Annotated in this window: 16 protein-coding genes and 1 pseudogene; 4 read left to right on the forward strand and 13 right to left on the reverse strand. The window is 68.3% G+C overall.

Annotated elements, in window-relative coordinates; genetic code table 11:
- Window positions 1-270 precede the first annotated feature (270 nt).
- The 8 genes from trxA to BJF87_RS08365 all read right to left on the reverse strand — a co-directional run bounded on the left by trxA (window position 271) and on the right by BJF87_RS08365 (window position 6,462).
- Entirely contained in the window at window positions 271-609 is a 339-nt protein-coding gene (gene trxA / locus BJF87_RS08330) for a thioredoxin (protein WP_006361161.1), read from the reverse strand.
- 56 nt (window positions 610-665) lie between these two features.
- The gene (gene trxB, locus BJF87_RS08335) at window positions 666-1,673 is read right to left on the reverse strand and encodes a thioredoxin-disulfide reductase (protein ID WP_075862902.1); all 1,008 of its coding nucleotides are present in this window, start codon (window positions 1,671-1,673) and stop codon (window positions 666-668) included.
- A 143-nt stretch (window positions 1,674-1,816) separates the two neighbouring features.
- The gene (locus tag BJF87_RS08340; RefSeq protein ID WP_075862903.1) at window positions 1,817-2,611 is read right to left on the reverse strand and encodes a hypothetical protein; all 795 of its coding nucleotides are present in this window, start codon (window positions 2,609-2,611) and stop codon (window positions 1,817-1,819) included.
- Window positions 2,612-2,767: 156 nt separating this feature from the next.
- Window positions 2,768-3,343 (reverse strand): RNA polymerase sigma factor SigM, encoded by a 576-nt coding sequence (gene sigM / locus BJF87_RS08345; protein ID WP_042378111.1) that lies wholly within the window; start codon window positions 3,341-3,343, stop codon window positions 2,768-2,770.
- A 96-nt stretch (window positions 3,344-3,439) separates the two neighbouring features.
- Window positions 3,440-3,796: an SH3-like domain-containing protein gene (locus BJF87_RS08350; protein ID WP_035753896.1), complete on the reverse strand. Its 357-nt coding sequence runs from the start codon at window positions 3,794-3,796 to the stop codon at window positions 3,440-3,442.
- Between the two features lie 4 nt (window positions 3,797-3,800).
- Window positions 3,801-4,517 carry a thiocyanate hydrolase subunit gamma gene (scnC, locus tag BJF87_RS08355; protein WP_075862904.1) on the reverse strand — a complete coding sequence of 239 codons (717 nt, stop codon included), beginning with the start codon at window positions 4,515-4,517 and terminating at the stop codon, window positions 3,801-3,803.
- Window positions 4,518-4,533: 16 nt separating this feature from the next.
- Complete coding sequence (locus BJF87_RS08360; RefSeq protein WP_075862905.1) at window positions 4,534-5,376, reverse strand: SH3-like domain-containing protein; 843 nt, start codon at window positions 5,374-5,376, stop codon at window positions 4,534-4,536.
- Between the two features lie 279 nt (window positions 5,377-5,655).
- Window positions 5,656-6,462: a TetR/AcrR family transcriptional regulator gene (locus BJF87_RS08365; protein WP_035753900.1), complete on the reverse strand. Its 807-nt coding sequence runs from the start codon at window positions 6,460-6,462 to the stop codon at window positions 5,656-5,658.
- A 112-nt stretch (window positions 6,463-6,574) separates the two neighbouring features.
- Between BJF87_RS08365 and BJF87_RS08370 the strand changes: the two genes are divergently transcribed.
- Window positions 6,575-7,525 (forward strand): sterol desaturase family protein, encoded by a 951-nt coding sequence (locus BJF87_RS08370; RefSeq protein ID WP_075862906.1) that lies wholly within the window; start codon window positions 6,575-6,577, stop codon window positions 7,523-7,525.
- Here the strand turns inward: BJF87_RS08370 and murJ are convergent.
- The 3 genes from murJ to BJF87_RS08385 are packed head-to-tail and all read right to left on the reverse strand — an operon-like array spanning window position 7,509 to window position 15,413.
- A complete protein-coding gene (murJ, locus tag BJF87_RS08375; protein WP_262338911.1) occupies window positions 7,509-11,468 on the reverse strand; it encodes a murein biosynthesis integral membrane protein MurJ in 3,960 nt (1,319 codons plus the stop codon). The two genes, BJF87_RS08370 and murJ, sit on opposite strands and share 17 nt — an antisense overlap.
- Window positions 11,469-11,485: 17 nt before the next feature.
- Window positions 11,486-14,323: a DUF6049 family protein gene (locus BJF87_RS08380; protein WP_396246698.1), complete on the reverse strand. Its 2,838-nt coding sequence runs from the start codon at window positions 14,321-14,323 to the stop codon at window positions 11,486-11,488.
- Window positions 14,214-15,413, reverse strand: a complete 1,200-nt coding sequence (locus BJF87_RS08385) for an NUDIX hydrolase (RefSeq protein WP_035753907.1) — start codon at window positions 15,411-15,413, stop codon at window positions 14,214-14,216. The genes BJF87_RS08380 and BJF87_RS08385 overlap by 110 nt, the downstream gene beginning before the upstream one ends.
- A gap of 227 nt (window positions 15,414-15,640) precedes the next feature.
- Between BJF87_RS08385 and BJF87_RS08390 the strand changes: the two genes are divergently transcribed.
- Window positions 15,641-17,083, forward strand: a complete 1,443-nt coding sequence (locus tag BJF87_RS08390) for a CCA tRNA nucleotidyltransferase (protein ID WP_006361147.1) — start codon at window positions 15,641-15,643, stop codon at window positions 17,081-17,083.
- A gap of 22 nt (window positions 17,084-17,105) precedes the next feature.
- Here BJF87_RS08390 and BJF87_RS08395 read toward each other — a convergent pair whose 3' ends face one another.
- Complete coding sequence (locus BJF87_RS08395; RefSeq protein ID WP_075862907.1) at window positions 17,106-18,029, reverse strand: diacylglycerol kinase family protein; 924 nt, start codon at window positions 18,027-18,029, stop codon at window positions 17,106-17,108.
- Between the two features lie 48 nt (window positions 18,030-18,077).
- On the opposite strand from BJF87_RS08395, the gene BJF87_RS08400 reads away from it, so the two are divergent.
- Both BJF87_RS08400 and BJF87_RS08405 read left to right on the forward strand, forming a co-directional pair.
- The gene (locus BJF87_RS08400; protein ID WP_006361145.1) at window positions 18,078-18,659 is read left to right on the forward strand and encodes a TetR/AcrR family transcriptional regulator; all 582 of its coding nucleotides are present in this window, start codon (window positions 18,078-18,080) and stop codon (window positions 18,657-18,659) included.
- A gap of 13 nt (window positions 18,660-18,672) precedes the next feature.
- Window positions 18,673-20,201 (forward strand): annotated as a pseudogene (locus BJF87_RS08405) (glycerol-3-phosphate dehydrogenase/oxidase).
- A gap of 11 nt (window positions 20,202-20,212) precedes the next feature.
- Here the strand turns inward: BJF87_RS08405 and BJF87_RS08410 are convergent.
- Window positions 20,213-21,304, reverse strand: coding sequence for an aminotransferase class V-fold PLP-dependent enzyme (locus BJF87_RS08410; protein WP_006361143.1), 1,092 nt, complete (start codon window positions 21,302-21,304; stop codon window positions 20,213-20,215).
- Window positions 21,305-21,350: the final 46 nt, after the last annotated feature.

Here is a 21,350-nt window from a genome sequence, read left to right on the forward strand (position 1 = left end):
TCGTCACCCCTCGTACGAATCGCGGCAGGGTGACGCCCTGCCGGCGAGATCTGGCGGACCACATCACTGCGGCACCGGTCAGCATCAGCCTGCATTCTCTCAGCTGAAGTTCACTACACCAAACTGGAACAGGTCCAGCGGCGTCGTTGTCGGCTCGTGTCCCTCATGGTCGGGGACCCGGGCCGAGACTACCAACGACGAGAGCCCGCGGGCCCACGACAACGTCGTTCACCCGTCGGAGTCTCGCCGCGGATCAGAAGAAAATGCAGGTCAGGCCGACTGGCCGACCACCGAATCGAGCTCGCGGAGCAGTGCCGCCTTGCCCTTGGCCCCCACGATTGTCTTCACCGGCTGACCCTTGTCGAACAGGATCATGGTCGGGATCGACATGATCTGGAAGTCGCGCGCGGTGGCCGGGCTCTCATCGACGTCCAGCTTGGCGATGGTGAGCTTGTCGCCGTGGTCGCGCGCGATCTCCTCGAGAACCGGGGCGACCATGCGGCACGGGCCGCACCAGGTCGCCCAGAAGTCGACCAGAACCGGCTTGTCGGCACCGAGAACGGTGTCCTTGAAAGTGGTGTCGTTGACGACGACCGTGTTTGCACCCATGGTGATGTCCTCCTCAGATGGACTCAGAGAATGAAGTTGGAAAGGAAAAGTTCAGGTCAGGCGGGTGCCTGAACAGCTTCGACGTCGGCAACGGACTCGGCGTCGACGGTGTGCGCGGGCGCTTCACCCTGTTCGGCGAGCCAGCGCTCTGCGTCGATGGCAGCCGAACAGCCACTACCGGCTGCCGTGATGGCCTGACGGTAGGTGTGGTCGACCAGGTCGCCACAGGCGAAGACACCGGGCAACGAGGTGTAGGTGGTGCGACCCTGAACGAGGACGTAGCCCTCGTCGTCGAGGTCGACCTGTCCGCGGACCAGTTCGCTGCGCGGGTCGTGGCCGATCGCGACGAACATGCCGGTGACGTCGAGGTTGCTCACCTCTCCGTTGCGGGTGTCCTCGATCTCGAGGCCACTCACCGAGCCGTCGCCGATGACCGACCGAACGGCGGCGTTGGTGACGAACCGGATCTTGTCGTTGTCGCGGGCGCGCTCGAGCATGATCTTCGAGGCGCGGAACTCGTCGCGGCGATGGACCAGCGTGACGGTGCGGGCGAACTTCGTGAGGAAGGTCGCTTCCTCCATCGCGGAGTCGCCGCCGCCGATGACGGCGATGTCCTGGTCCTTGAAGAAGAAGCCGTCGCAGGTCGCGCATGCGGAGACACCGCGACCGAGGAGCTCCTGCTCTCCCTTGACACCGAGGTACCGAGCTGCTGCGCCCATCGCGAGGATGACCGCGCGTGCGCGGAACACCTCACCGCCGACCTCGACCTCCTTGATGTCGCCCGCGAGGCGAACCGTGTCGACGTCCTCCATGCGCAGGTCGGCGCCGAATCGGATCGCCTGCTCGCGCATCTCGTCCATCAGGGCAGGGCCCTGGATGCCGGTCTGGAAGCCGGGGAAGTTCTCGACCTCGGTGGTCGTCATCAGCGCGCCACCGAACTGGGTGCCCTCGAAGACGATCGGCGCTAGCTCGGCGCGCGCGGCGTAGATCGCCGCGGTGTACCCGGCAGGGCCAGATCCGATGATGATCACGTCGTGGATCTGCTGGGTCTCTGGCTGGCTCATCCGTCCTCCGTGCTGTGGGGTATGCGAGATCCCGGAGTTCTCGTCGGGATCACGGCTGCTTCAACACAAGGGTAAGCGCAGATGTTCCCGGTCAAGTCCATGCGTCCGGCGTGGTGACGCAGGTCTCGGCTCTGTAGAGGGGATCAGGCGCCGATGGTCCCCCTGGCCAGGAGCGCGGGATTGCCGGTGTCGCACTCGAGACCGACGATCAGGGCGTCGAACCGGCCGGCGATCCCCGTCGACAGCAGGATGGCGGCAGCGGGGTCGCCGTGGAAGATGATCCGCCCGGAGCCCACGATGACGACCGTCGCGGGGACGAGATGAGCCGCGGTACAGCGCCGGAGCGCGGCGACCGACCCGAACGGCGCACCGTCGGTACGGCCGAGGACTGCGATGGCCGACGCGGAACCCGACGGGTCCAGGGTCTGGGTCGATCCGGGTTGAGCCTGCATCGGCGACGGGGTGTCGTCGGACGACGAGGACATCAGGCGCTGCACGCCGATCGAGCCGAGAGCGACCACCACGATCGCCGCCGCGGCCAGCACCACCGGGAGGATCCTCCACCGGCGGGATCGTTCGCGCCGTGCGGCGAGATCCACCGGGGCGTCCTGGCCGGGACCGGGCCGCACAGGACCGGGAGTTGGCGCACCATCGATCGCGGACGATCCGGCGAGAGCGGTCAGTGTGGCCTGGACGTCGGCGCGGACATGATCCGGAACCGCATGCGGGGCGGGGGCCGACGTGCGGAGCTGACTCGTCGTCCGGGCCAGGGCTGTCAGGATCTCCTGCGCGGCAGCGTCATCGGCGACCCGTGCGCGGACGTGGGCGGCAGCGCGTTCGGACAGCACTCCGGCGTGGAGATCGGCCAGCGTCTCCGCCGAATACGGCGGCTCGGGCAGATCGCCGGACTCGGTGTCGTCAGGTCCCCGCGGGGTCATGGTGTCAGTCTTCCATTCCGAAGGTCGGGCGTCGGTGTGTCGGTGGTTGCATCTCGCTGGTCGTTGTCCGTTGGTCGTCGAATACTTGGACGCACAACGCGCGGTTCCGGTTCCGCCCCGACCGAATCCGACGGAAACTCATTGGCAGGCAGTGGCTTACGCATCATCGGCAGTCCGGAGATGGCCGAGGACCTGAGCGAGTTTGAGGCGCCCCCGTGCGCATCGGCTCTTGATCGTCCCCTCGGCGACGCCGAGCAGTGACGCCGCTTCGGCGACCGAATAGCCCTCCAGGTCGACTGCGACGATGGCCTGTCGTTGCCCTTCGGGCAGCGTGTGCAGCGCCCGACCGATCGACACCGACAGGTCCACCGCGGAGATGTCGTCGGTCGTGTCCGCAATCGACATCACGTCCCATTCGGGCAGGGGGACGGTCTTGCGGGCGTTGTTGCGGCGAATCCGGTCCAGGCACGCGTTGACCACGATCCGGTGCAGCCAGCTGGTGACCCTCGCGTCGGAGCGGAAATCCGCCGCGGTTCGATGCGCGGCCAGCAGTGCGTCCTGCAACCCGTCGGCAGCATCCTCGGGGCTCTGGCTGGTCCGGATGGCGACCGACCACAGGTAGTCGAGGTGACGGTTGACGAGGACGGAGAATGCGCCCGGGTCGCCGGCGACGTGAGCGCCCAGCAACTGCTCATCGGTGCGCAGGTCAACTGCGTCGTTCCCCCCGGCCATGCGCTGAGAGTAATGGAGAAGTCAACTCACGACGCTGCGATGAGGCGGTTGTCTACAGGGTTGCGTCGACTGTGGACAGCTGCGGTGCCCGCGCCCTCAGGCCTCCAGCCGCGACCGGACCGCGGCCATCCGTGCGGCGAGTTCGCGTTCGTCGATCACCCCGCGGTCGAGCAGTGTGTGGGCGAGGGCGACGAGCTGATTCTCCGGATAGGGAAGGTCGGCATAGGTGGTCGCCGCCAGCCGGTCCTCTTCGTCGCGTCGTTCCACCGGGCCCGGGGCACAGGTGGTGCCGGAGGCCTGATCGAGTGCGTCACAGATCCCGTCCAGGCTGGACTTCCAGGGCGGAATCGCGTTCTCCACACCGTATTTCGCCGCCATCCGGGGCCATACCTGGCCGCGTCCGACTATGTCGACGAGAGGCGGATAGACGCGGAGACGGTGCGGAGTCGACATCGTGTCAGCCCTCCATCGGGTGGATTGCGGGACGGATCGACGTGACACGGTTGGTTGTGACCCCGGGTTTGGGCAGCGCGACCCCGATGACACAGTCGCGGGTGATGATCTCGGCGAGCTGGTCGTGGTTCCAGTCCTCGGTCCCGGCCGGACGCTGCGGCATCACCATGAAGCGGTGCTTCTGGTTGGAGTCCTGCACGTTGATGCTGACGCCTTCGGGCAGTTCGAGGCCGAACTCGGCGAGGACCTGGCGCGGCCAGCGGACCATCCGACGGCGGTAGTTCGGTGTCCGGTACCACTCGGGTGAATTGCCCAGGATCGGACGCGGGTAACACGAACACAGCGCGCACACGATCACGTTGTGCACGTCGGGGGTGTCCGCCAAGATCTCGAATGCCGTGAAGTCACTGGGTGTTCCGAAACCCGTGGGTTCCAGCCAGTCCACCCCGACCTCCTTGCTCGCGGTCATCGGCTCCTTCATCGCAAGCTCTTTGAAGTCCGGTTCGAGCCAGGCCCGTGCGACGAGCGCCGCCGCGGGTGTGGGGCCGATCTGTTCGGCGAACTCGGTGAAACGTCGATGTTCGTCCGCGGTGAAGATCCCCTTCTCGATGCACAGTTCGCGCAGGGCGATCTCGAGGACCTCGAAGTCGGTGATCTCGTCGACCATCGGCGCGACGGTCCGCTCGTGGTCGTGGTCGTGGTCGTGTGCGTCGTTGCTCATGATTGCGTGTCCTGTCCTAGCCGCCGGCTGGTGCCAGCCAACGTTCCGGGATCTCGGTCTGCAAGGTGTCGCCTGTCGGCCCGCCGTAGCCGTGCCACAGGTCGGCCATCGGGAACTGCACGACGTAGAACCATTCGGTCTTGGCGTCGTCCATCGCGAAGGTCTCGTCTTCTGCCGCCGGGCTCTCATAGGCGATCTTGACGATCTTTCCGGTGGCGCCACGGCAGTATTCGGGTGTGCGCGTGTAGAAGATGACCGGCATCTCCCGGACGAGGACTTCGTCACCCAACGCGAATCGCGGCTCGCCCGCCTGACCGGCATATACCTGGGGGTCACCTTTGCCGACGGCCCGCTTGTGATGTTCGTTGCGGACGACCCCGGAACCGTCGCCTTCACCGCGTGGCTTGGCCTCGGGGGCCTTGCCACCTGTTCCGTTCGCGTAGCGCTCCTGGATCTCGACCATCCGCTCGGTGAGCTCGCCCAGCTTGATGTGGTGCTTCTCGATGAGGACCCGCGCAACGGCGATTATCCACCGACCGTAATACGGCAGTCCGAGATACTGGGCGCGCCCGACATCGACATTGCCGATACGTCGACGTTCCTCCGACAACCAGATTCCTCGCCAGGCGAGGACCTCACACATGACGTAGGTCATATGCTCCCATGTCTCGTACTCTTTGCCCTCGAGGAACATCGGTGAGTCTGGCTCACCACCGACGTCGTGAACGGGTTTCCAATATGCGGCGATCCGGGCGTGGTCGAGCATGTCCGGGTACGGGGCATCAATCAATTCTGGATACGAAGAGTGAAGTCGCGCAACAAGATGCAGTTGTTCCGCACGTTCCTTGGCAGTGCTCACTCGGCACCTCCGGGGGGCCTGATCGGCAACAGCGAACATTGCTGAATGTACTCTTCGACACTCTGGATCGGGCTCGATTCGTGCCCGATCAGAAAGTCGATTCCCTGTAATTCTTGAAATACATTGATGTAATGAATACCGGGAACCGGAGAATTCGACGATCAACGTCTAGAATGCCAGATATCGGCATTCCCGCGAATTGTCCGAAAAGTGCTTTTTGGGGCTGGGTGCGGACTCTGCCGGAGTGGCCGTCGCGGTAGGCAACGCAGCGGTCGGGGGTCAGGTCACCAGCCGGGCATGCGACGCGATGAGCAGGTCGACGGAGACGTCGAGGATGTCGTCGATGTCGTTGCCGCTGTTGAGGTCACCGCTGTTGAGGTCACGGTCGGGCGGGTCGTGGGACGGCGGCGTCGGTTCATCCCCGGGCGCCTCCCCCGCGATGTACCAGTCGACGAGCAGCTGCGTGACGGCACCAACCAGGGCGACGGAGGTCAAACGCTGCCCGCGTGAAGGCGTCATGGTCCCGCGGGCCAAGTTCAATATCAGCTCAGCCCATCCGTGGATGGCGTGCATGCGGACGCGCTCGAGCTTGCCGGAGACCCCGACCACTTCGACGAGCATCACGCGGGCACGCCGACGGTCCTGCGCCAAGCACGACATGAAGGCACCCAGGGTGGCCCGCGCCGCCGACGGAACATGCTCGGCGGCAATGCCTTTCATCTCCGGAGAAGATGTCCCGTGCTCGCTGTCGGAACGATTGGGGTCCGATCGGATGGCGGTGGTTCGGTCTTCCGGTCCCGAGGTGAGAAACTCCGCCGCGGCGGCTACGGTCGCAGAGCGGACGAAGTCGACGCAGTCGAGGTAGACCGCTTCGAGCAGCTCGGCGCGGTCGCCGAAGGACTCGTAGAAGTAGCGCTGGGTCAGGCCGGCAAGAGCACAGATGTTCTTGACCGATGCCGTTGCGTAGCCGTCGGTTCCGAAGATCTCCAGGCCGGCCTCGATCAGTGCGGCGCGGCGTCGGGCGCGGCGCTCCTCGGGATCGGCCCCGCCGTAGCGGCGACCGGCCGTCGATGACGAGACCGACACCGCTCTCCTCCTTCTTCACCACCAGGCCCTTTACAGCCTCGCTTCTGACACGTTACCTTGTCAGAAGCAACTGACATGCTGACGTGTCAGATGGTGGGCGAAGGGGTACACCGTGTTGGAGTTCTTACCGGAACCGATGCGCGAGCCGACGGTTCTCGCGATCCCGTTCTTCGTGACGATGCTGGCGATCGAATGGTTCGCCGCCGCCAAGCTCGAACACGACCCCGAGAACGGCCTCGATGGCGAGGGCGGACCGCTGCCGGGCGCGTATGAGACGCGGGACGCGCGCGCGAGTGTCCTCATGGGGCTCGTCTCCATCGGCACCAGCGCCTTCTGGAAACTTCTCGGGCTGCTGGCCTACACCGCCCTGTTCACGTATGTCGCTCCGTGGCATCTGCCGATGGACCAGTGGTACTCGTGGGTCATCGCCTTCGTGGCGGTGGACTTCATCTACTACTGGGTGCATCGGGTGTCGCACCGCGTGCGCATCGTGTGGGCGACGCACCAGGCCCATCACTCCAGCGAGTACTTCAACTTCGCGACCGCGCTGCGCCAGAAGTGGAACATCAGTGCGGCGATCGTGATGTGGCTACCGCTCCCCCTGCTCGGCGTGCCGCCGGCTCTCGTCTTCTTCGCGTACTCGCTGAACCTCATCTACCAGTTCTGGATTCACACCGAGCACATCGACAGGATGTGGCGACCGTTCGAGTACGTGTTCAACACCCCGTCGCACCATCGCGTCCATCACGGGCGCGATCCCGAGTATCTCGATCGGAACTACGGTGGCGTCTTCATCATCTGGGACCGGATGTTCGGATCGTTCACGCCGGAGGTACGACGCCCGCGCTACGGTCTCACCAAACCGGTTGACACGTACAACATCTGGCGACTCGAGACGCACGAGTACGTGGCGATCGCCCGCGATGTGAGATCGACGTCGAGCTGGCGGGCTCGTCTGGGCTACATCTTCGGACCGCCCGGGTGGACGCCGAAGACGGGCGAGCCCGCTGCCGAACCGGTGGCGTCAGGCGTCGAGAACGAGTCGGTCAGCCCGCCATCGTGACGCGGCCGACCTCGGCCTGGTAGCCGCCCGCCGCAGGTGGCAGCGTGGTGATCCACACCATCACGTAGCGGCTGGCTTGCGGAGACGCGATCCGGATGGTCGTGGTGTTCTGATCGACACGACCCGCGGCCACCGGGGTGGTCCGGGCGAAGGCGGGCTTCGCGTTCGGCGAGGTGCGGATCTCGACGTCGAAACCCGGGGTCGGGGTCTCGATGGTCACCGACTTCACGGCGCGCTCGTCCCCGAGGTCGAACATCAGCCCCAGGCCCGGCTTCAGACCGCCGAACTCGGGACGGCCCCGATAGTTGTCGGTCTGCCACGGCGGCGCGGCACCGGTGATCACATTGCCGACATTGGCCGAGTTGTCCGGCGGCTGCGACGAGAAGTCGGCCACGGTCACCGACCGGAGCGCGATGTCCTGCGCCGGCGGGGCCTCGGTGGGTGCATTCGCCCCGGGGGCCGGTTCGCCCGGCGGTGCCGGCTCGGTGGTGGTCAGGATCGAGTCGATGTCACTCGAGCCGTCACCGCTTCCGAAGACGTTGGTGGCTCCGACGATCAGCGCGATGACCACGAAGATCGCGAGCAGGCCTGCGCCGATCAGCAGTGCCAGGTTCTTGCGTCCCGGCTTGTGCTCGGCGCTGCCGACCCGCGGCGCCACCGTGACCGGCGGCGGCGCGTCGGCGTCGGTGATGGCGGGCAGCATGTCGGTGTTGAGGTCGACGACCGTTGCCTGGTCGAGGACATGCTGGACCGTCGCCGCGGTCCGGATCCCGCGGGTGCCGTCGAGCGCACGCGCTGCGACGGCCGAGATCTCGAACGGGATGTCGGGCTTGGCCGCCCTCGGTTCCAGGGGCTGACCGTTCTCGCCCGGTGCGGCCACCGGGATTCCGCCGATCGGTTCTTTGACGTCCTCGGTGGTGACGAGTCGCGAGCCGTTCTCGGGATCGAGGGTCCACCGGTTGAGCAGGAGGGCGTAGAGCACCGCGCCGAGTCCGCGGACGTCGGAGGCCTTGTCGTCTCCGGCGAGTGTCCCCGGGAAGGCGAGAACCGCGTTGCCGTCGTGGCTGATCCGGATGCGGTCGGGATGGTCGATCGACAGTGCGCCGCCCGAACGGTGGGCGATCTCGGCGGCCGCGGCCAGCGAGCGCACGGCGCGAGCGGCACCGATCGGGGACGGCTCGGACCTGGCGACGTCGGCGAGCGACGAGCCTGGCACCCACTCGGCGACCACGATGCCGCCGGAGGAGCCGCGCACGACGTCGAGCACCCGGGCCACGCCGTCGGAGGTGATCTGTCCGAGGCGCAGGGTCCGCGAGAGGACAGCCTGGGGGCCCTGGTCGGTCGCCTTGATCGCCTGTCCGCGCTCGAGCGGCGGGGCGAGCTGGTCCGCGTCGACGAAGGTCAGTGCCACCTCGCGGTCGAGGTTGATGTCCTGGGCGCGCCAGAACTGCAGCCCGCGGGTGCCGCCGTGCTGTTCGAGGAGTCGGTATCGGCCGCCGGCGACCGCCGCGCCCGGGATCAGGCGCGGGCCGCGTCGACGGGCGACCTCCGGAGCGGGGGCAGCGGCCGGCGCATCGGGGGTCGGGGCGTGAGCGGGTGTGGAGGGAGTCTGGGGTCCGGCGGAATGGGATTCGACGGAATGGGATTCGCCGGGACCGGATTCGACGGGCGACCCGGTCGGCGCAGTCGTGTCGATCTCGCTGTCACTCACGCGACGGACTCCTTTCCTCCGGTATCTGATGTCGCGCGGAACCGGTGCACGCTCTGGGATGGGACGTACATCCCGGCCGGCGCCGATCGCGCCACCGGAGTGCACAGAGTAGGACTGCCACGTCGCGGTACCCCTGTCGAAGCGGCGCAGCACTTGTACCTGACCAGAGTACGGGAGCGATTCGTCGGCAGAGACGCGCGGAAACTGAACTGTGATCGCCGGGGACTGTTCGCGTTCGGGCTCTGCGGGCGGCGCGAGGGCCGGGATGAACCGGCCGAGGAGGCGACGCACCGAGTTGCCGATCGCGACGACGTCCGGCACCCGCGCGGCGGCCAGACCGGCGTAGGTCACCGCCAGCACGACGACCGCGGTGAGGACGAGGTAGAGCACCGAGCCGACCTTGCCGAGCCAGCCGATCATGTGGTCGAGGCCGGACATCTTGGCGACTGCCCACACGACCGCCGAGACGCTCATCGAGACCGCGAATGTGACCAGCGTGGTGCGGGCGACGTTGGTCAGTCGTGCGCCGCGCAGGCGGCTGCGGAGCAGGTAATGGCCGACGATGGCGCCGACCAGGTAGCCCAGCCCGTTGGACAGGGCGAGCCAGCGGACGACGTTCGACGGGTCGTCGAACAGGACGGGGCCCATGTACGACGACGTCACCTTGACCACGGTGATGCCGAGCGCGATGAAGGTCGGGGTCCAGGCGTCCTCACGGGCGTAGAAGACGCGTAGCTGGACGAGTGTCATCGAGTACGGGATCAGCGTGAACGCACCCCAGGCGAGCACTGAACCCAGCTGGGAGGCGTCGGCGGCGTCGAACCGGCCGAAGTTGAACACCGCGATGGCGATGGCCGGCCCGAAGAAGGTCATGAACGCCACGACGGGAACCAGCGCGACCATCGTCAGTCGAGTGGCCAGCGACAGATCGTCGACCACGGCTTTCGTGTCGTCGGCGGCCGCGTTGCGCGACAGTCGCGGCATGATCGCGGTCAGGATGGTCACGCCGAGCACGCCGTAGGGCAGCTGCAGCAACTGCCAGTGGGTGAAGTAGATGCTGACGCCGGACTCCTCGGCGGAGGCGGCGATCCGGTAGGTCGCGATGAGACCGACCTGCAGCAGGGCGACGTAGGCGACGATCGCCAGCGCCATGTTGCCGAACTGGCGCAGCCGGGCGTCGATGCCCCATTCCAGCTTCAGATGCACCCCGGCCTTACGCAGGAACGGCACCAGGACCATGGCCTGCAGCACCACGCCGAGAGTGCAGCCGATACCCAGGACGAGCAGCTTCGGATCGCTCATCCGGACCGGGTTGAGAGTGATCTCGCCGGGCACCAGGGCGTACAGCACGAGGGTCGTGATCTGGACGACGTTGTTCAGCACCGGAGCCCAAGCGCCCGGTTTGAACAGGCCGCGCAGGTTGAGCACGGCGATGAATAGTGCGGAGAGCCCGTAGAACAGGATCTCCGGCAGCAACAGGTACGCGAGGTGGGTGGACAGGTCCCGGTTGACCTGTCCGTCACCGAGATTCAGGTAGGTCAGCAGTGGCGCCGCGATGACGGCCAGGACCGTCGCCGAGCCGAGCACCACCACGGTGATCGTGAAGATGCGGTTGAGGAACCCCTGACCACCGTCTTCGTCTTCGGCCTCCGCGCGCGCGAGGAGCGGGATGACGATGGCCGTGAGCACGGCGCCCAGCACGACCTCGGCGATCATGTTCGGCAGCACGTCGGCGGCCTGGAACGCCGAGGCGATGCCCGAACCGAGCATCGCCAGGATCAGAACGGTGCGCAGGAAGCCGGTGATGCGACTGAAGAGGGTCGCGATGGCGATCGAGCCACTGGTCCGCAGGATGCTCGAGTCGGAGTCGCGCGCCAGACCGGTCGACGACGAGTCGTCGCCGGCGGTCACCGTCTTCGACGACCCGGTGTTGACGGCGTCGGTCTCACCGCTGTGTCGTTCGTGGTAGCCGGCCGCGTCCAGACGGCCGGGCCGGGCCGGCGTGGCGTCGACTCGGAGACCGCCGGCGACGGGTCCCTGGACATGCCGGGCGCCGGGAGCAGGAGGCGGCGGGACCGGCCGGCCGGGCCGCGGTGGTGGCGGCACGGGGCCGGAGCCGGGCGGGATCCGGCGGGGTGCAGCGCGATCCGGACGCTGGGGAGGCACCGCACCGGGTGTCCCCGGCCGCGGTTCGCGCGGCACATCGTTCCAGTTCACGTGGTGTTTCGCCATCCTCGTTCAGTGCTCGATCAGGGGTCGTGCGGGTGGTCTTCCGGCTCATCTCCGGGTGGCCGACCTTCGCCTTGCAGGGTACGGCGTCGCTCCTGATACCCGCTTCCCGCCAGCATCCGCTCGAGTTCGTCGGGTTCGGGACGGTCGGCGTCGGCGGGGTCGGGCTGACCGCGGAACCGGTGCCACAGCCTGCGTGCGGTCAGCAGCACGAGCGCCACGCCGGCGACGATGGTGATGTAGAACAGCGGCTTGCCGTAGGCGTTGGTGTGTACCTGCAGGGTGATCGGCTGACCGAGGGGTACACCGGTGACCGTGGCCAGCCGGATGTCGATGGTGATGGCCTCGGAGGTCTCACCGCGTGTGGGGAGCTGGATCTGCCGGGTTCCGCGGGCGGGGATCTCGATCACCCCGAGATCGCCGATCTCGATGCCCTCGGGCGCGGAGGTGGTCAGGCGGGCCCGCACCGGCAGGGCGAGGTCGTTGCGGACCGCGAGCAGGACCGGGCTGCGTTCGGAGGCCAGGGTGTACCGGCCGCCGGGGTCGAGGATCGTCACGGACTGACCGAGGCGGTGCAGGGTCGACGCCACGGCGTCGATGCGCTCCTCCTGCAGCCGTCGCAGATGCGTGTAGACCGCGGATCCCTCCACATCAGGGGACCTGATGGCACGCAGCTGGTCCTCGCGCATCGGCGACATGTACCGCTCCGGGGTGGCCGCGACATCGGCCGACCGGACCAGCGCGCCCTCGAACTGCCAGCTGTCCTCGACGTTTCGACGGATGGCGGCGGTCGCCTGCGACGTGAGGACGGATCCGACGCGACCGACGGGTCCCACCCCCGGCGGGTTGGTCAGGCGGCCGGTGGCGCCGGCGCTGTTCAGTTCCTGCACCAGGGACGGGAGGGGTGTCGGCGTCGCGGCACCCGACTCGAGCAGCAGGCGCGCGGTCGCGAAGAGTGCATCCGAATCCGCGACCGTCGGGGACCAGTAGGTCGGGGGCACGACGAACGCCGAGCGACCCGCCACCGGGATCCGGGGGTTCGAGCCGTCGGCCGAATCCGGTTGCGGCGCGGCGATCGCCGGGTAGGCCAGCGCGGCGATCGCACTCTGGCGTCGACTCCCCGTCGATTCGTCGGTGAGGTCGACCTGCTGCGATTCCGGGGTGAGGGCCGGGGTGCTCGGTGCGGTGCCGATCGCCGCGAGTGACGCCGTGATGGGTGCGTCGAAGGTCTGGGCGGTGAGGCGTCCCACGCGGTAGCGGCCGGTGTCGTCGCGACGGCCGGTGGGGACGACCGAGTTCGACGCGAGCGCGGTCGAGGTCACGGCGGCCTCGGCCAGGGCGTCCGCACCGGCGTCGTCGATGGCGCCGAGCGCGGGCACGGACAGGTCTCGCACGCTGCGCACGCCCAGGATCGCGTCAACGATGTCGGCGGGCTTGCGGAGTGCCGCCTCGGTGAGTCCGGTGTTGCCGATCCGGGCGAGCGACGTCAGGTCGGCCTGCGCGAACGGCAACGCCACCACGCACATCCGGCTCGCGGTCCACCGCAGGTCGTCGAGCCAGCGGCCGGCGATCTCGGATCCGTTGCCGGGCCGGGCGGCCGAGGTCGGGTCGGCCGGGTTCGTCGACACCTCATAGCCGAGGGACATCGCGCGGACGGTCACGACGAGGTCGGGGTCGATGGCCAGGCACATGCTATCGGCGAGCTTCTCGGAGCCGGGCACCGCGACCGGGGCCGGTTCGGCCGGGCTCTCTGCCGGGGGCTCGGAGGACGGTGGTCCGGACTGCTCGCGCGGCGGTGCCCCGACCACCTTCTGCAAGGCCTTGAGCAGTTCGTTCAACCGGCCGCCGGTGTCGAGCGACCGTGCCATGTCCTCGTTGATGAGCCGGACGGGCTCGGTGCTGCCGCCGAGGACGCCGGGTGCGAGCTGCGGCGGCGCGGCCATCGGCCACAGCATCGTCATCCGGGCCGGGCTGGCCAGATCAGCCGAGACCGAACCGTCGGGCCCGAGCCCGGGCACCGACGGGGAACCCGTCTCGTCGGCGGTCGGGTCGACGTAGTCGCGGGCGCGGATCTCGTCGGGCGGCAGCGACAGCACGGGTAGCAGCATTCGCGAACCGGCGACCTGGGCCGGGTTGCCGTAGTCGGGGGTGCCGTTGACGTTGACCTGCATCGGATAGACGCCGGTCGCGGAGATCCCGAGTCCCTGACCGTCGGGTCCGGAACCGGCGGACAGCGCCATCGACATCCGGAAGCCGACGCTCTCCCCCGGCGCGAGGGACTCGCTGAGCGCCTCGAACGGACCGGCGACGGCCACCGCGGGATCGTCGTCGGCGAGCTGGGTGCGGAGTCCCGAGGCCGACCCGACGGCATCACCGCGTTCGAGGCGGATCGACAGGTTGCTGATCGAGCGGTCGCCGATGTTGTCGACACGACCGCTCACCGTCACCACCGGCCGGCTGGTGGTGGTGACGATCGACGGCGACATCGAGTCGATGACGATGCGTGCGAACCGCGGCGACGACTGCTGGGCGGGATTCGCCCCGGTGGCACTCGTCTCGGGTACGGCGGAGGCCGGTGCGGCGACACCCGGCAGCAGCAGTAGTGCGACGACCCCCAGCACCGCGGCCAACGCGATCACGACCTGCACCCGCGGATCGATGATCCCGCCGCGACGATCATGGCGTCGCTCGGATCGGCGGAGAGAAGGACGAGAGAACGGACCGGACCGGACAGGCAACAGCCGCGGCTCAGCCATCGCCGGCCGCGGGCCGTCGGGGACGGCGTCGTCGCCGGCGCGGACGAGCCGGGGGCGGGGGCTCGTTGCGGCGCTGATTGCGCGCTGCGGCGGCTTTCTCATAGGCGTTGGGTTCGGTGCGAATGCTGTCGGCCTCGGACTGGGCGAGTCGGGTCGGGTCGGCGGCGAGATCGGCGATCACGCCGCGGGCCATCCGGGCGAGTCGCCGCTCGTCAGAGTACGTGAGGCGACGCGGCAACTCGTGCAACGGCACCCAGGCCACCTCGCTGACTTCGTAGTCGGCGTCGGACAATTCGCCGCCGACACAACGCAGGAGGTAGTGGTGCACGGTCTTGTGGATGCGACGACCCTCGCTCACGAACCAGTAGTCGATCTTGCCCAGCGGCGCGACGACCGTGCCCAGGATCCCGGTCTCCTCCTCGACCTCACGGATCGCGGTCTGCTCGGCGGTCTCGCCGGTTTCGATGTGGCCCTTGGGCAGCGACCACATCATCCGGCCGCGACGATCCACCCGGCCGATCAGCGCGGCGGACAGCTCGTCGATCGGCAGACCGAGGTCGGAGACGACGAGTCCGCCGGCCGACGTCTCCCGCACGGTCCGGAGCTTCTCGGTGTTGGTGCGATCGTCGGACCGGTCGGCGGTGCGATCCGCCCGTGAGGAGCGGCGGCGGCCCTTACCGGCCTTGCCCGTCGTCGTCTGGGTCAGGCCCTTGGTGGTGATGGTCGCCGTGACCGTGGCCATGTCGGAAGGCTTCGGCGGCGTGACCTTCGGGCGGGCTCGGTCGGGGTCGACGGGGAGCTTCTCCACCGACTCGGCCTCGACGGGGTCGGGGCAGGCGGGATCGGCGGTGCGGGCGCGGACGAGGTCGTTCGGGGTGGGCCGGCCGGTCGACGGCGCCGGCGACGTGGCCGGGTTGTGCTGCTTGTGGGAGCCCGGTTTGTGGCCGTTCTGTTTGGGGCCGTTCTGCTTGGAACCGGACTGTTTGTGACCGGCGGCGGCGTGACCACCGTTGTTGTGCGCCGCGGTCGTTCCGCGACCCTCGCCCTTGCGGCGGCCTCGACGCCGGCGACCGCGCCGGGTGCGACGCCCCTGGCCGGCGGGATTCTGACCTGCATGTCCGCCACCGTCCCCATGCGAACCCGACGAGACGTCGCTGACGTCTGAAGGGTTGGTCGAGGAATCGGTGGACACTCCACGATGCTAGCGGCTGGTCACCTGCAGTTTGCCCGGACGCCTCGTAGTGCGGGGAGGATGTCGACACCGGCCACGGAACGGGCGGACACGGTGTACGACGGATATCGACAGGTGGCCACGACTCGGCCCGTGGTCCGGCCTCCTCCACGGCGTCGAAGCCGCGGGCGACGACGGTAGGGTGGCAAGCCGTGAATGACTCTTCTCCGTCGGATGTACGGCCGTCGGTGTCGGATCCGGACCGCAAGACGCGGCTGCTGGCTGCAGCGGCGATAGCGCTCCGGGAGCTCGACGACGTCCTGGCTCCCCTCGGGGAGTTGTTCGCGGCGGCTGGTCACGAGTTGTACCTGGTCGGTGGCTCGGTGCGAGACGCCGTGCTGGGCCGGCTGGGAAACGACCTGGATTTCACCACCGACGCTCGTCCCGAGCAGGTGTCCCGCCTCCTCAAGGGATGGGCCGACGCCTTCTGGGATGTCGGCATCGAGTTCGGCACGGTCGGCATCCGCAAGGGTGAGCACCAGATCGAGATCACCACCTTCCGTGCCGACAGCTACGACCAGGTCAGCCGGAATCCCGAGGTCACCTTCGGCGAGACCCTCGACGACGACCTGATCCGCCGTGACTTCACCGTCAACGCGATGGCCGTACGTATCGGTGCGACGGGCGCCGAGGACTTCTGTGATCCGCTCGACGGTATGTCCGCGTTGCTGGCCGGGATGATCGACACCCCGGCCACACCGGAACAGTCCTTCGGCGACGATCCGTTGCGCATGCTGCGCGCCGTCCGTTTCATCTCGCAGCTCGGATTCGGGCTCGCGCCACGCGTGTGGCAGGCCATCACCGAGATGAACGGTGAGATCGACCGCATCACCGCCGAACGGGTCCGCGCCGAGCTGGACAAGCTCATCTGCGGGGAGTTCCCCCTGGACGCGATCGACGCGATGGTCGAAACCGGTCTGGCCGAACGGGTGATGCCCGAGATCCCCGGGATGAAGCTCACCATCGACGAGCACCACCAGCACAAGGACGTCTACCAGCACTCACTCACCGTGCTGAAGCAGGCGATCGACCTCGAGGAGGGCGATCCCGACCTCGTCCTGCGCTGGGCGGCACTGCTGCACGACATCGGCAAGCCCGCGACCCGGCGCCACGAACCCGGCGGCGGTGTCAGCTTCCACCACCACGAGGTGGTCGGTGCCAAGATGGTGCGCAAGCGGATGCGGGCGCTGAAGTATCCGAAGGCCGTCGTCTCCGACGTCGCGGACCTGGTGTTCCTGCACCTGCGGTTCCACGGCTACGGCGACGGTGCCTGGACCGACTCGGCCGTACGGCGCTACGTCAACGACGCCGGTCCCCTGCTCGACCGTCTCAACAAGCTGGTGCGTGCCGACTGCACGACGCGGAACAAGCGACGCGCCCGCCGGCTACAGCAGAACTACGACAACCTCGAACAGCGGATCGCAGCCCTCAAGGAGGCCGAGGACCTGGAGAAGGTCCGCCCCGACCTCGACGGCAACGCGATCATGGAGATGCTCGGTGTCCCGCCCGGACCGATCGTCGGCCAGGCCTGGCGGTATCTGAAAGAACTCCGGCTGGACCGCGGACCGCTCAGCCACGAGGAGGCCGAACAGGCGCTCGGGGAGTGGTGGGCAGCGCGAGGGGAGAAGTAGGCGCGGGGAGGAGCAGTACCCGTCAGCTCGGCGTCGGTGCCGGCCTCGGCGTGAACACCTCGATCGCGTGCGGGACAGCCTCGAACACCGCGGGGAGTTCACCGACGAGATCACCGTCGACGGACACCAGCGCGGGCGGGTCGCAGTAGAGCTCGACCTCGGCCCCGCGCATCGTCTGCACCAGCGGATGGTCGACGTGCGTGCCGGCGAACACCTTCGGGAAGACGCGGGCGAGCGTCGGTCGGGCGAACCGCGGCGGAATCTTCGCGAGCGTGACGTCGAGCTGCCCGTCGGACACCGATGCTTTCGGGGTGATCTTCATGCCACCGCCGTAGGAGGTGGTGTTCCCGATCGCGGCGAAGATGAGGTCGGCCTCGACGGTGTCGTCGTCGACGCGGACCTGGTAGTGCCGTGACCGCAGGGCGATGAGCTCGAACAATGCGGCGATCGTGTACCGCGACTGTCCCCGGGGCCGGCGCATGTCGATGGCGCGCGCGGTCACCGCGGCGTCGAAGCCGGTGGCCGCGACCGTGGCGAACAGGGCGGTGCGGCCGTCGGGGAAGCTGACGCGGCCCAGGTCGACGGGTCGTCGGTGGCCGTCGAGGATCACCTGGACGGCTTCGGCGGTGTCGAGCGGGATGTGCAGGTTGCGGGCGAAGTCGTTGCCGCTGCCGGCGGGGATGACGGCGAGTGGCTTGCCCGAACCGATGCTGGCCTCGACCGCGAGGCGGATGGTGCCGTCACCGCCGGCGATGGCCAACACGTCCGTGTCTCCCCGAGCGGCCTTTCCGGCGAGGTCGGCGGCATCGGCCATGTCCTCCCCGACGATGATGTCGACCGCGACGTTCTGTGCTTTCAGGAGGCCGGCGGCGTCCTGCGCCACGTGTAGCCCGGCTCCGTGCCGCGCATACGGACTGGCCACGATGGTGACGTGTCGGATGGTCATGTGGTCGGCCCCCCGCCGATTGTGTGATCCGTTACAGTGTTACACATCATGTCAATCCGTAACGAGGAGATCGGGGATCTCGTTCTGGACGCGGCCAGGGTCTGCCTGCTGCGTAGTGGCGGCCGCAAGGTGACCGTCTCCGAGGTCGCCCGCCAAGCAGGGGTGAGCCGACCCACCGTCTATCGGCGCTGGCCCGACATCACCGAGATCATCCGCGATCTGCTCACCCGTGAGGTTCTCACCATCGTCGACCACGTGATCGGTGAGCGCGGCGAGCCGCAGGACCTCGACGCACTCGCCGACCAGGTGGTGACGGTGGTCGGGGCGCTGCGCGACAGCGACCTCATCTCGTCCCTGTGGCGTGAACAGCGGGACTTCATGGCGCCGTACGTCTTCGAACGCCTCGGCACCAGTCAGCAGGGTGTGCTCGCATTGCTGGCGGACATGCTGGCCCAAGGGCAGGGACGCAAGCAGGTGCGTGCCGGTGACGCCAAGCGGATGGCGTCGATGGTGCTGCTGATCGCGCAGAGCTTCCTGCAATCCGGGGCGCTGGTGTCGGACATCCTCGCCGAGGGCTGGAGCACCGAACTCCACGGCGTCATCGCCGGCTATCTGAGGCCCGCGCCATGAGGACGTCCTGCTGATGGCCACGTTGTCCGCGCGGACCCGCGGTCGCGCTCTGGAGTCGATGGCATCGAGTTCTGGGCCCCTCGATCTGCTGGTGATCGGTGGCGGGATCACCGGCGCGGGTGTCGCTCTCGACGCGGCCACCCGCGGCCTGCGGGTCGCCCTCGTCGAGCAGGGCGCCTGGCCACCGGTACGTCACGCTGGAGCAGCAAACTCGTACACGGTGGTCTGCGGTATCTCGCGAAAGTTGATCTCCGGATCGCCCGGGAGAGTGCCGTCGAACGCCATCACCTGATGACATCCATTGCGCCACATCTGATCTCTCCGCTCAGACAGATCCTCCCCGACCGCGGTGAACGGCAGAGCTCGGTGCTGCGATTCGGGATGCGTGCGGCAGATCTGTTGCGCCGCAACGCCGGAACGCCGAGTGCGCTGTTGCCGCCGCCGTCGCGACTGTCGGTCATGGAGACCCTCGGCCGTTGCCCGACCCTGTCGCCGGCCGGACTCCGCGGCGGGATCTCGACCACCGACGGGCAGCTGATCGACGACGCCCGGCTCGTCGTCGCCGTGGCGCGCACCGCGGCCGCCTACGGTGCGCTGATCTGCACGTACACGCGCGCCGACCGGGTCGACGGGCGCGGTGCCACGCTCAGCGATGTGTTCACGGGTGAGAGCTTCGACGTCGGCGCGCGGATGGTCGTGAACGCCACCGGCGTCTGGTCCGGCGCGGTCGACGACTCGATCGCCGTCCAACCCAGCCGCGGAACCCATCTCGTCGTCGACGCGACGGCCCTGGGGAACCCGACCGCCGCACTGACCGTCCCGGTCGGAAAGTCGTTGTCCCGGTACGTCTTCGCACTACCCGCACAGTTGGGTCGGGTCTACATCGGCCTCACCGACGTCGCGGCGCCGGGCGCGATTCCCGATGTGCCGACACCGGACGACTCCGAAATCGACTTCCTGCTCGATGCGATCAACCCCGCCCTGACCCGGACCCTCGACCGCTCCGACATCATCGGCGTCTACGCCGGTCTGCGGCCGCTCATCGACGAACGCGGGACCCCCGGCGCCGAATCAGACGGCCTCGCCGATGTCTCGCGCCGGCACCACGTCCGGGTTCGCGGCGACGGACTGGTGACCGTGCTCGGCGGCAAGCTCACGACCTACCGCCGGATGGCGGAGGACGCGGTCGACGCCGCCCTGACCACCACCGATCTGACCGCGGGTGAGTGTGTCACCACCACGACCGCGCTGGTCGGAGCCCTGCGCGACCCGCGCGAGAAGGGACTCCCGGCGTCGCTGGTGGCGCGCTTCGGCGGGGAGGCCCCGACGGTCGTCGAGACGGCCACGGTGGACCGACCGCTGGATCCGATCGCCCCCGGCATCGACGTCACCCGCGCCGAGATCGAGTTCGCGGTCACGCACGAAGGCGCGGTCGGCGTCGACGATGTCCTGCACCGGCGGACACGGATCGGCCTGGTCCGGCGCGACGCCGATCTGGCACGACCGGAGATCGAGAAGATCGTGGGTCGGGTCTTGGGCTGAGCGCTCCGCGCTCAATACCCCATGGTGCGCAACGCATCTGCGAGACGGTCGAGGTCTTCGCGCTGCGCGTCGAGATGCGGGCTGAGGCGTAGGACCGGCGTCTCGGCCGCCAGGGGTGCGCGCCAGGTGCCCGCCGCGGTGACCAGGATGCCGAGCGAGAGCAGCTTCTCCCGTGCGGTGGCGACGTCCTCGAACTGCCACCCGGGCGGCGGCGCGAGGGTCACGATCGCCGACGGCTCGTCGAGCGGTTCGACGACCTCCCAGCTCGCGATGCCGTGCAGTCGCTCGCGGGTGACCCTGCCGATCATCGCCAGCTCGCGGAAGACCCGCTGCTGTCCGACGTCGAGCAGTTCGCGAACCGCGATGCCGAGTCCGAGGCGGCCGGCGATGAATGCGTCGGATCCGTCGATCTCGACCGGTCGCAGGGAGTCTCGGCGCACCGCGACGAAACCGACACCGCGCGGGCCGGCCAGCCACTTGCGGCTGGTGCCGTAGACGACATCGGCGCCGGTGACGGTGGGGACGTGCCCGACGGATTGGGCCATGTCGACCACCACCGGCACGCCGACGCGGTGGGCCAGCTCGACGATCCGCGCGACCGGCTGCACCGCGCCGGACATCGACCCGATGTGGCAGATGTGGATGAAGTCGGGTTGCTCGAACTGCAGCATGTTCTCGAGCGCATCGGTGTCGACGTGGCCGTAGACGTCGGCGTCGGGCATCGTGCGGACGGCATAGCCGCGACGCTCGAACTCCTCGAGGTTGGGACCGAACTCGTTCTTCGCCACCCACACCGTCGAGGTGACGGGGAGACTCCAGTTGGTGAGCAGGGCGCGCAGGGCTGCACGGGCGCTCTCGCGGAAGATGATCTCGTCGGGCGTGTGCCCGATCAGGGCGGCCAGATTGCGTGTGTCGCGGGCGATTTCCTCGGCGCGGTCGTCGGCGGCGACGTAGGAGCCACGTTCGGTCTCACGCCACAGGTGAGCGGTCATCGCGCCGATCACGCCGTACGACGATCGCCCGGCGGATGCGGAGTCGAGATGCGCGAGGGCGGGTTTCAGCCGCGCTGCATGCCATTGCTCGCCGAGGTCGCTGACGTACATAGGGCCTCAACCTACCGGGTACGAACGGGCTCGGTCACACGCCGGG

This window comes from Gordonia sp. CNJ-863 (assembly GCF_001942325.1).
In the GTDB taxonomy this organism is placed as follows: Bacteria; Actinomycetota; Actinomycetes; order Mycobacteriales; family Mycobacteriaceae; genus Gordonia; species Gordonia alkanivorans.

What these genes read in the sequence shown, in the direction of transcription:
- trxA (WP_006361161.1), bottom strand. Translation starts at nt 609, where the DNA reads ATGGGTGCAAACACGGTCGTCGTCAACGACACCACTTTCAAGGACACC.
- trxB (WP_075862902.1), bottom strand. Translation starts at nt 1,673, where the DNA reads ATGAGCCAGCCAGAGACCCAGCAGATCCACGACGTGATCATCATCGGA.
- BJF87_RS08340 (WP_075862903.1), bottom strand. Translation starts at nt 2,611, where the DNA reads ATGACCCCGCGGGGACCTGACGACACCGAGTCCGGCGATCTGCCCGAG.
- sigM (WP_042378111.1), bottom strand. Translation starts at nt 3,343, where the DNA reads ATGGCCGGGGGGAACGACGCAGTTGACCTGCGCACCGATGAGCAGTTG.
- BJF87_RS08350 (WP_035753896.1), bottom strand. Translation starts at nt 3,796, where the DNA reads ATGTCGACTCCGCACCGTCTCCGCGTCTATCCGCCTCTCGTCGACATA.
- scnC (WP_075862904.1), bottom strand. Translation starts at nt 4,517, where the DNA reads ATGAGCAACGACGCACACGACCACGACCACGACCACGAGCGGACCGTC.
- murJ (WP_262338911.1), bottom strand. Translation starts at nt 11,468, where the DNA reads ATGGCGAAACACCACGTGAACTGGAACGATGTGCCGCGCGAACCGCGG.
- BJF87_RS08380 (WP_396246698.1), bottom strand. Translation starts at nt 14,323, where the DNA reads ATGAGAAAGCCGCCGCAGCGCGCAATCAGCGCCGCAACGAGCCCCCGC.
- BJF87_RS08395 (WP_075862907.1), bottom strand. Translation starts at nt 18,029, where the DNA reads ATGACCATCCGACACGTCACCATCGTGGCCAGTCCGTATGCGCGGCAC.
- BJF87_RS08400 (WP_006361145.1), top strand. Translation starts at nt 18,078, where the DNA reads ATGTCAATCCGTAACGAGGAGATCGGGGATCTCGTTCTGGACGCGGCC.
- BJF87_RS08410 (WP_006361143.1), bottom strand. Translation starts at nt 21,304, where the DNA reads ATGTACGTCAGCGACCTCGGCGAGCAATGGCATGCAGCGCGGCTGAAA.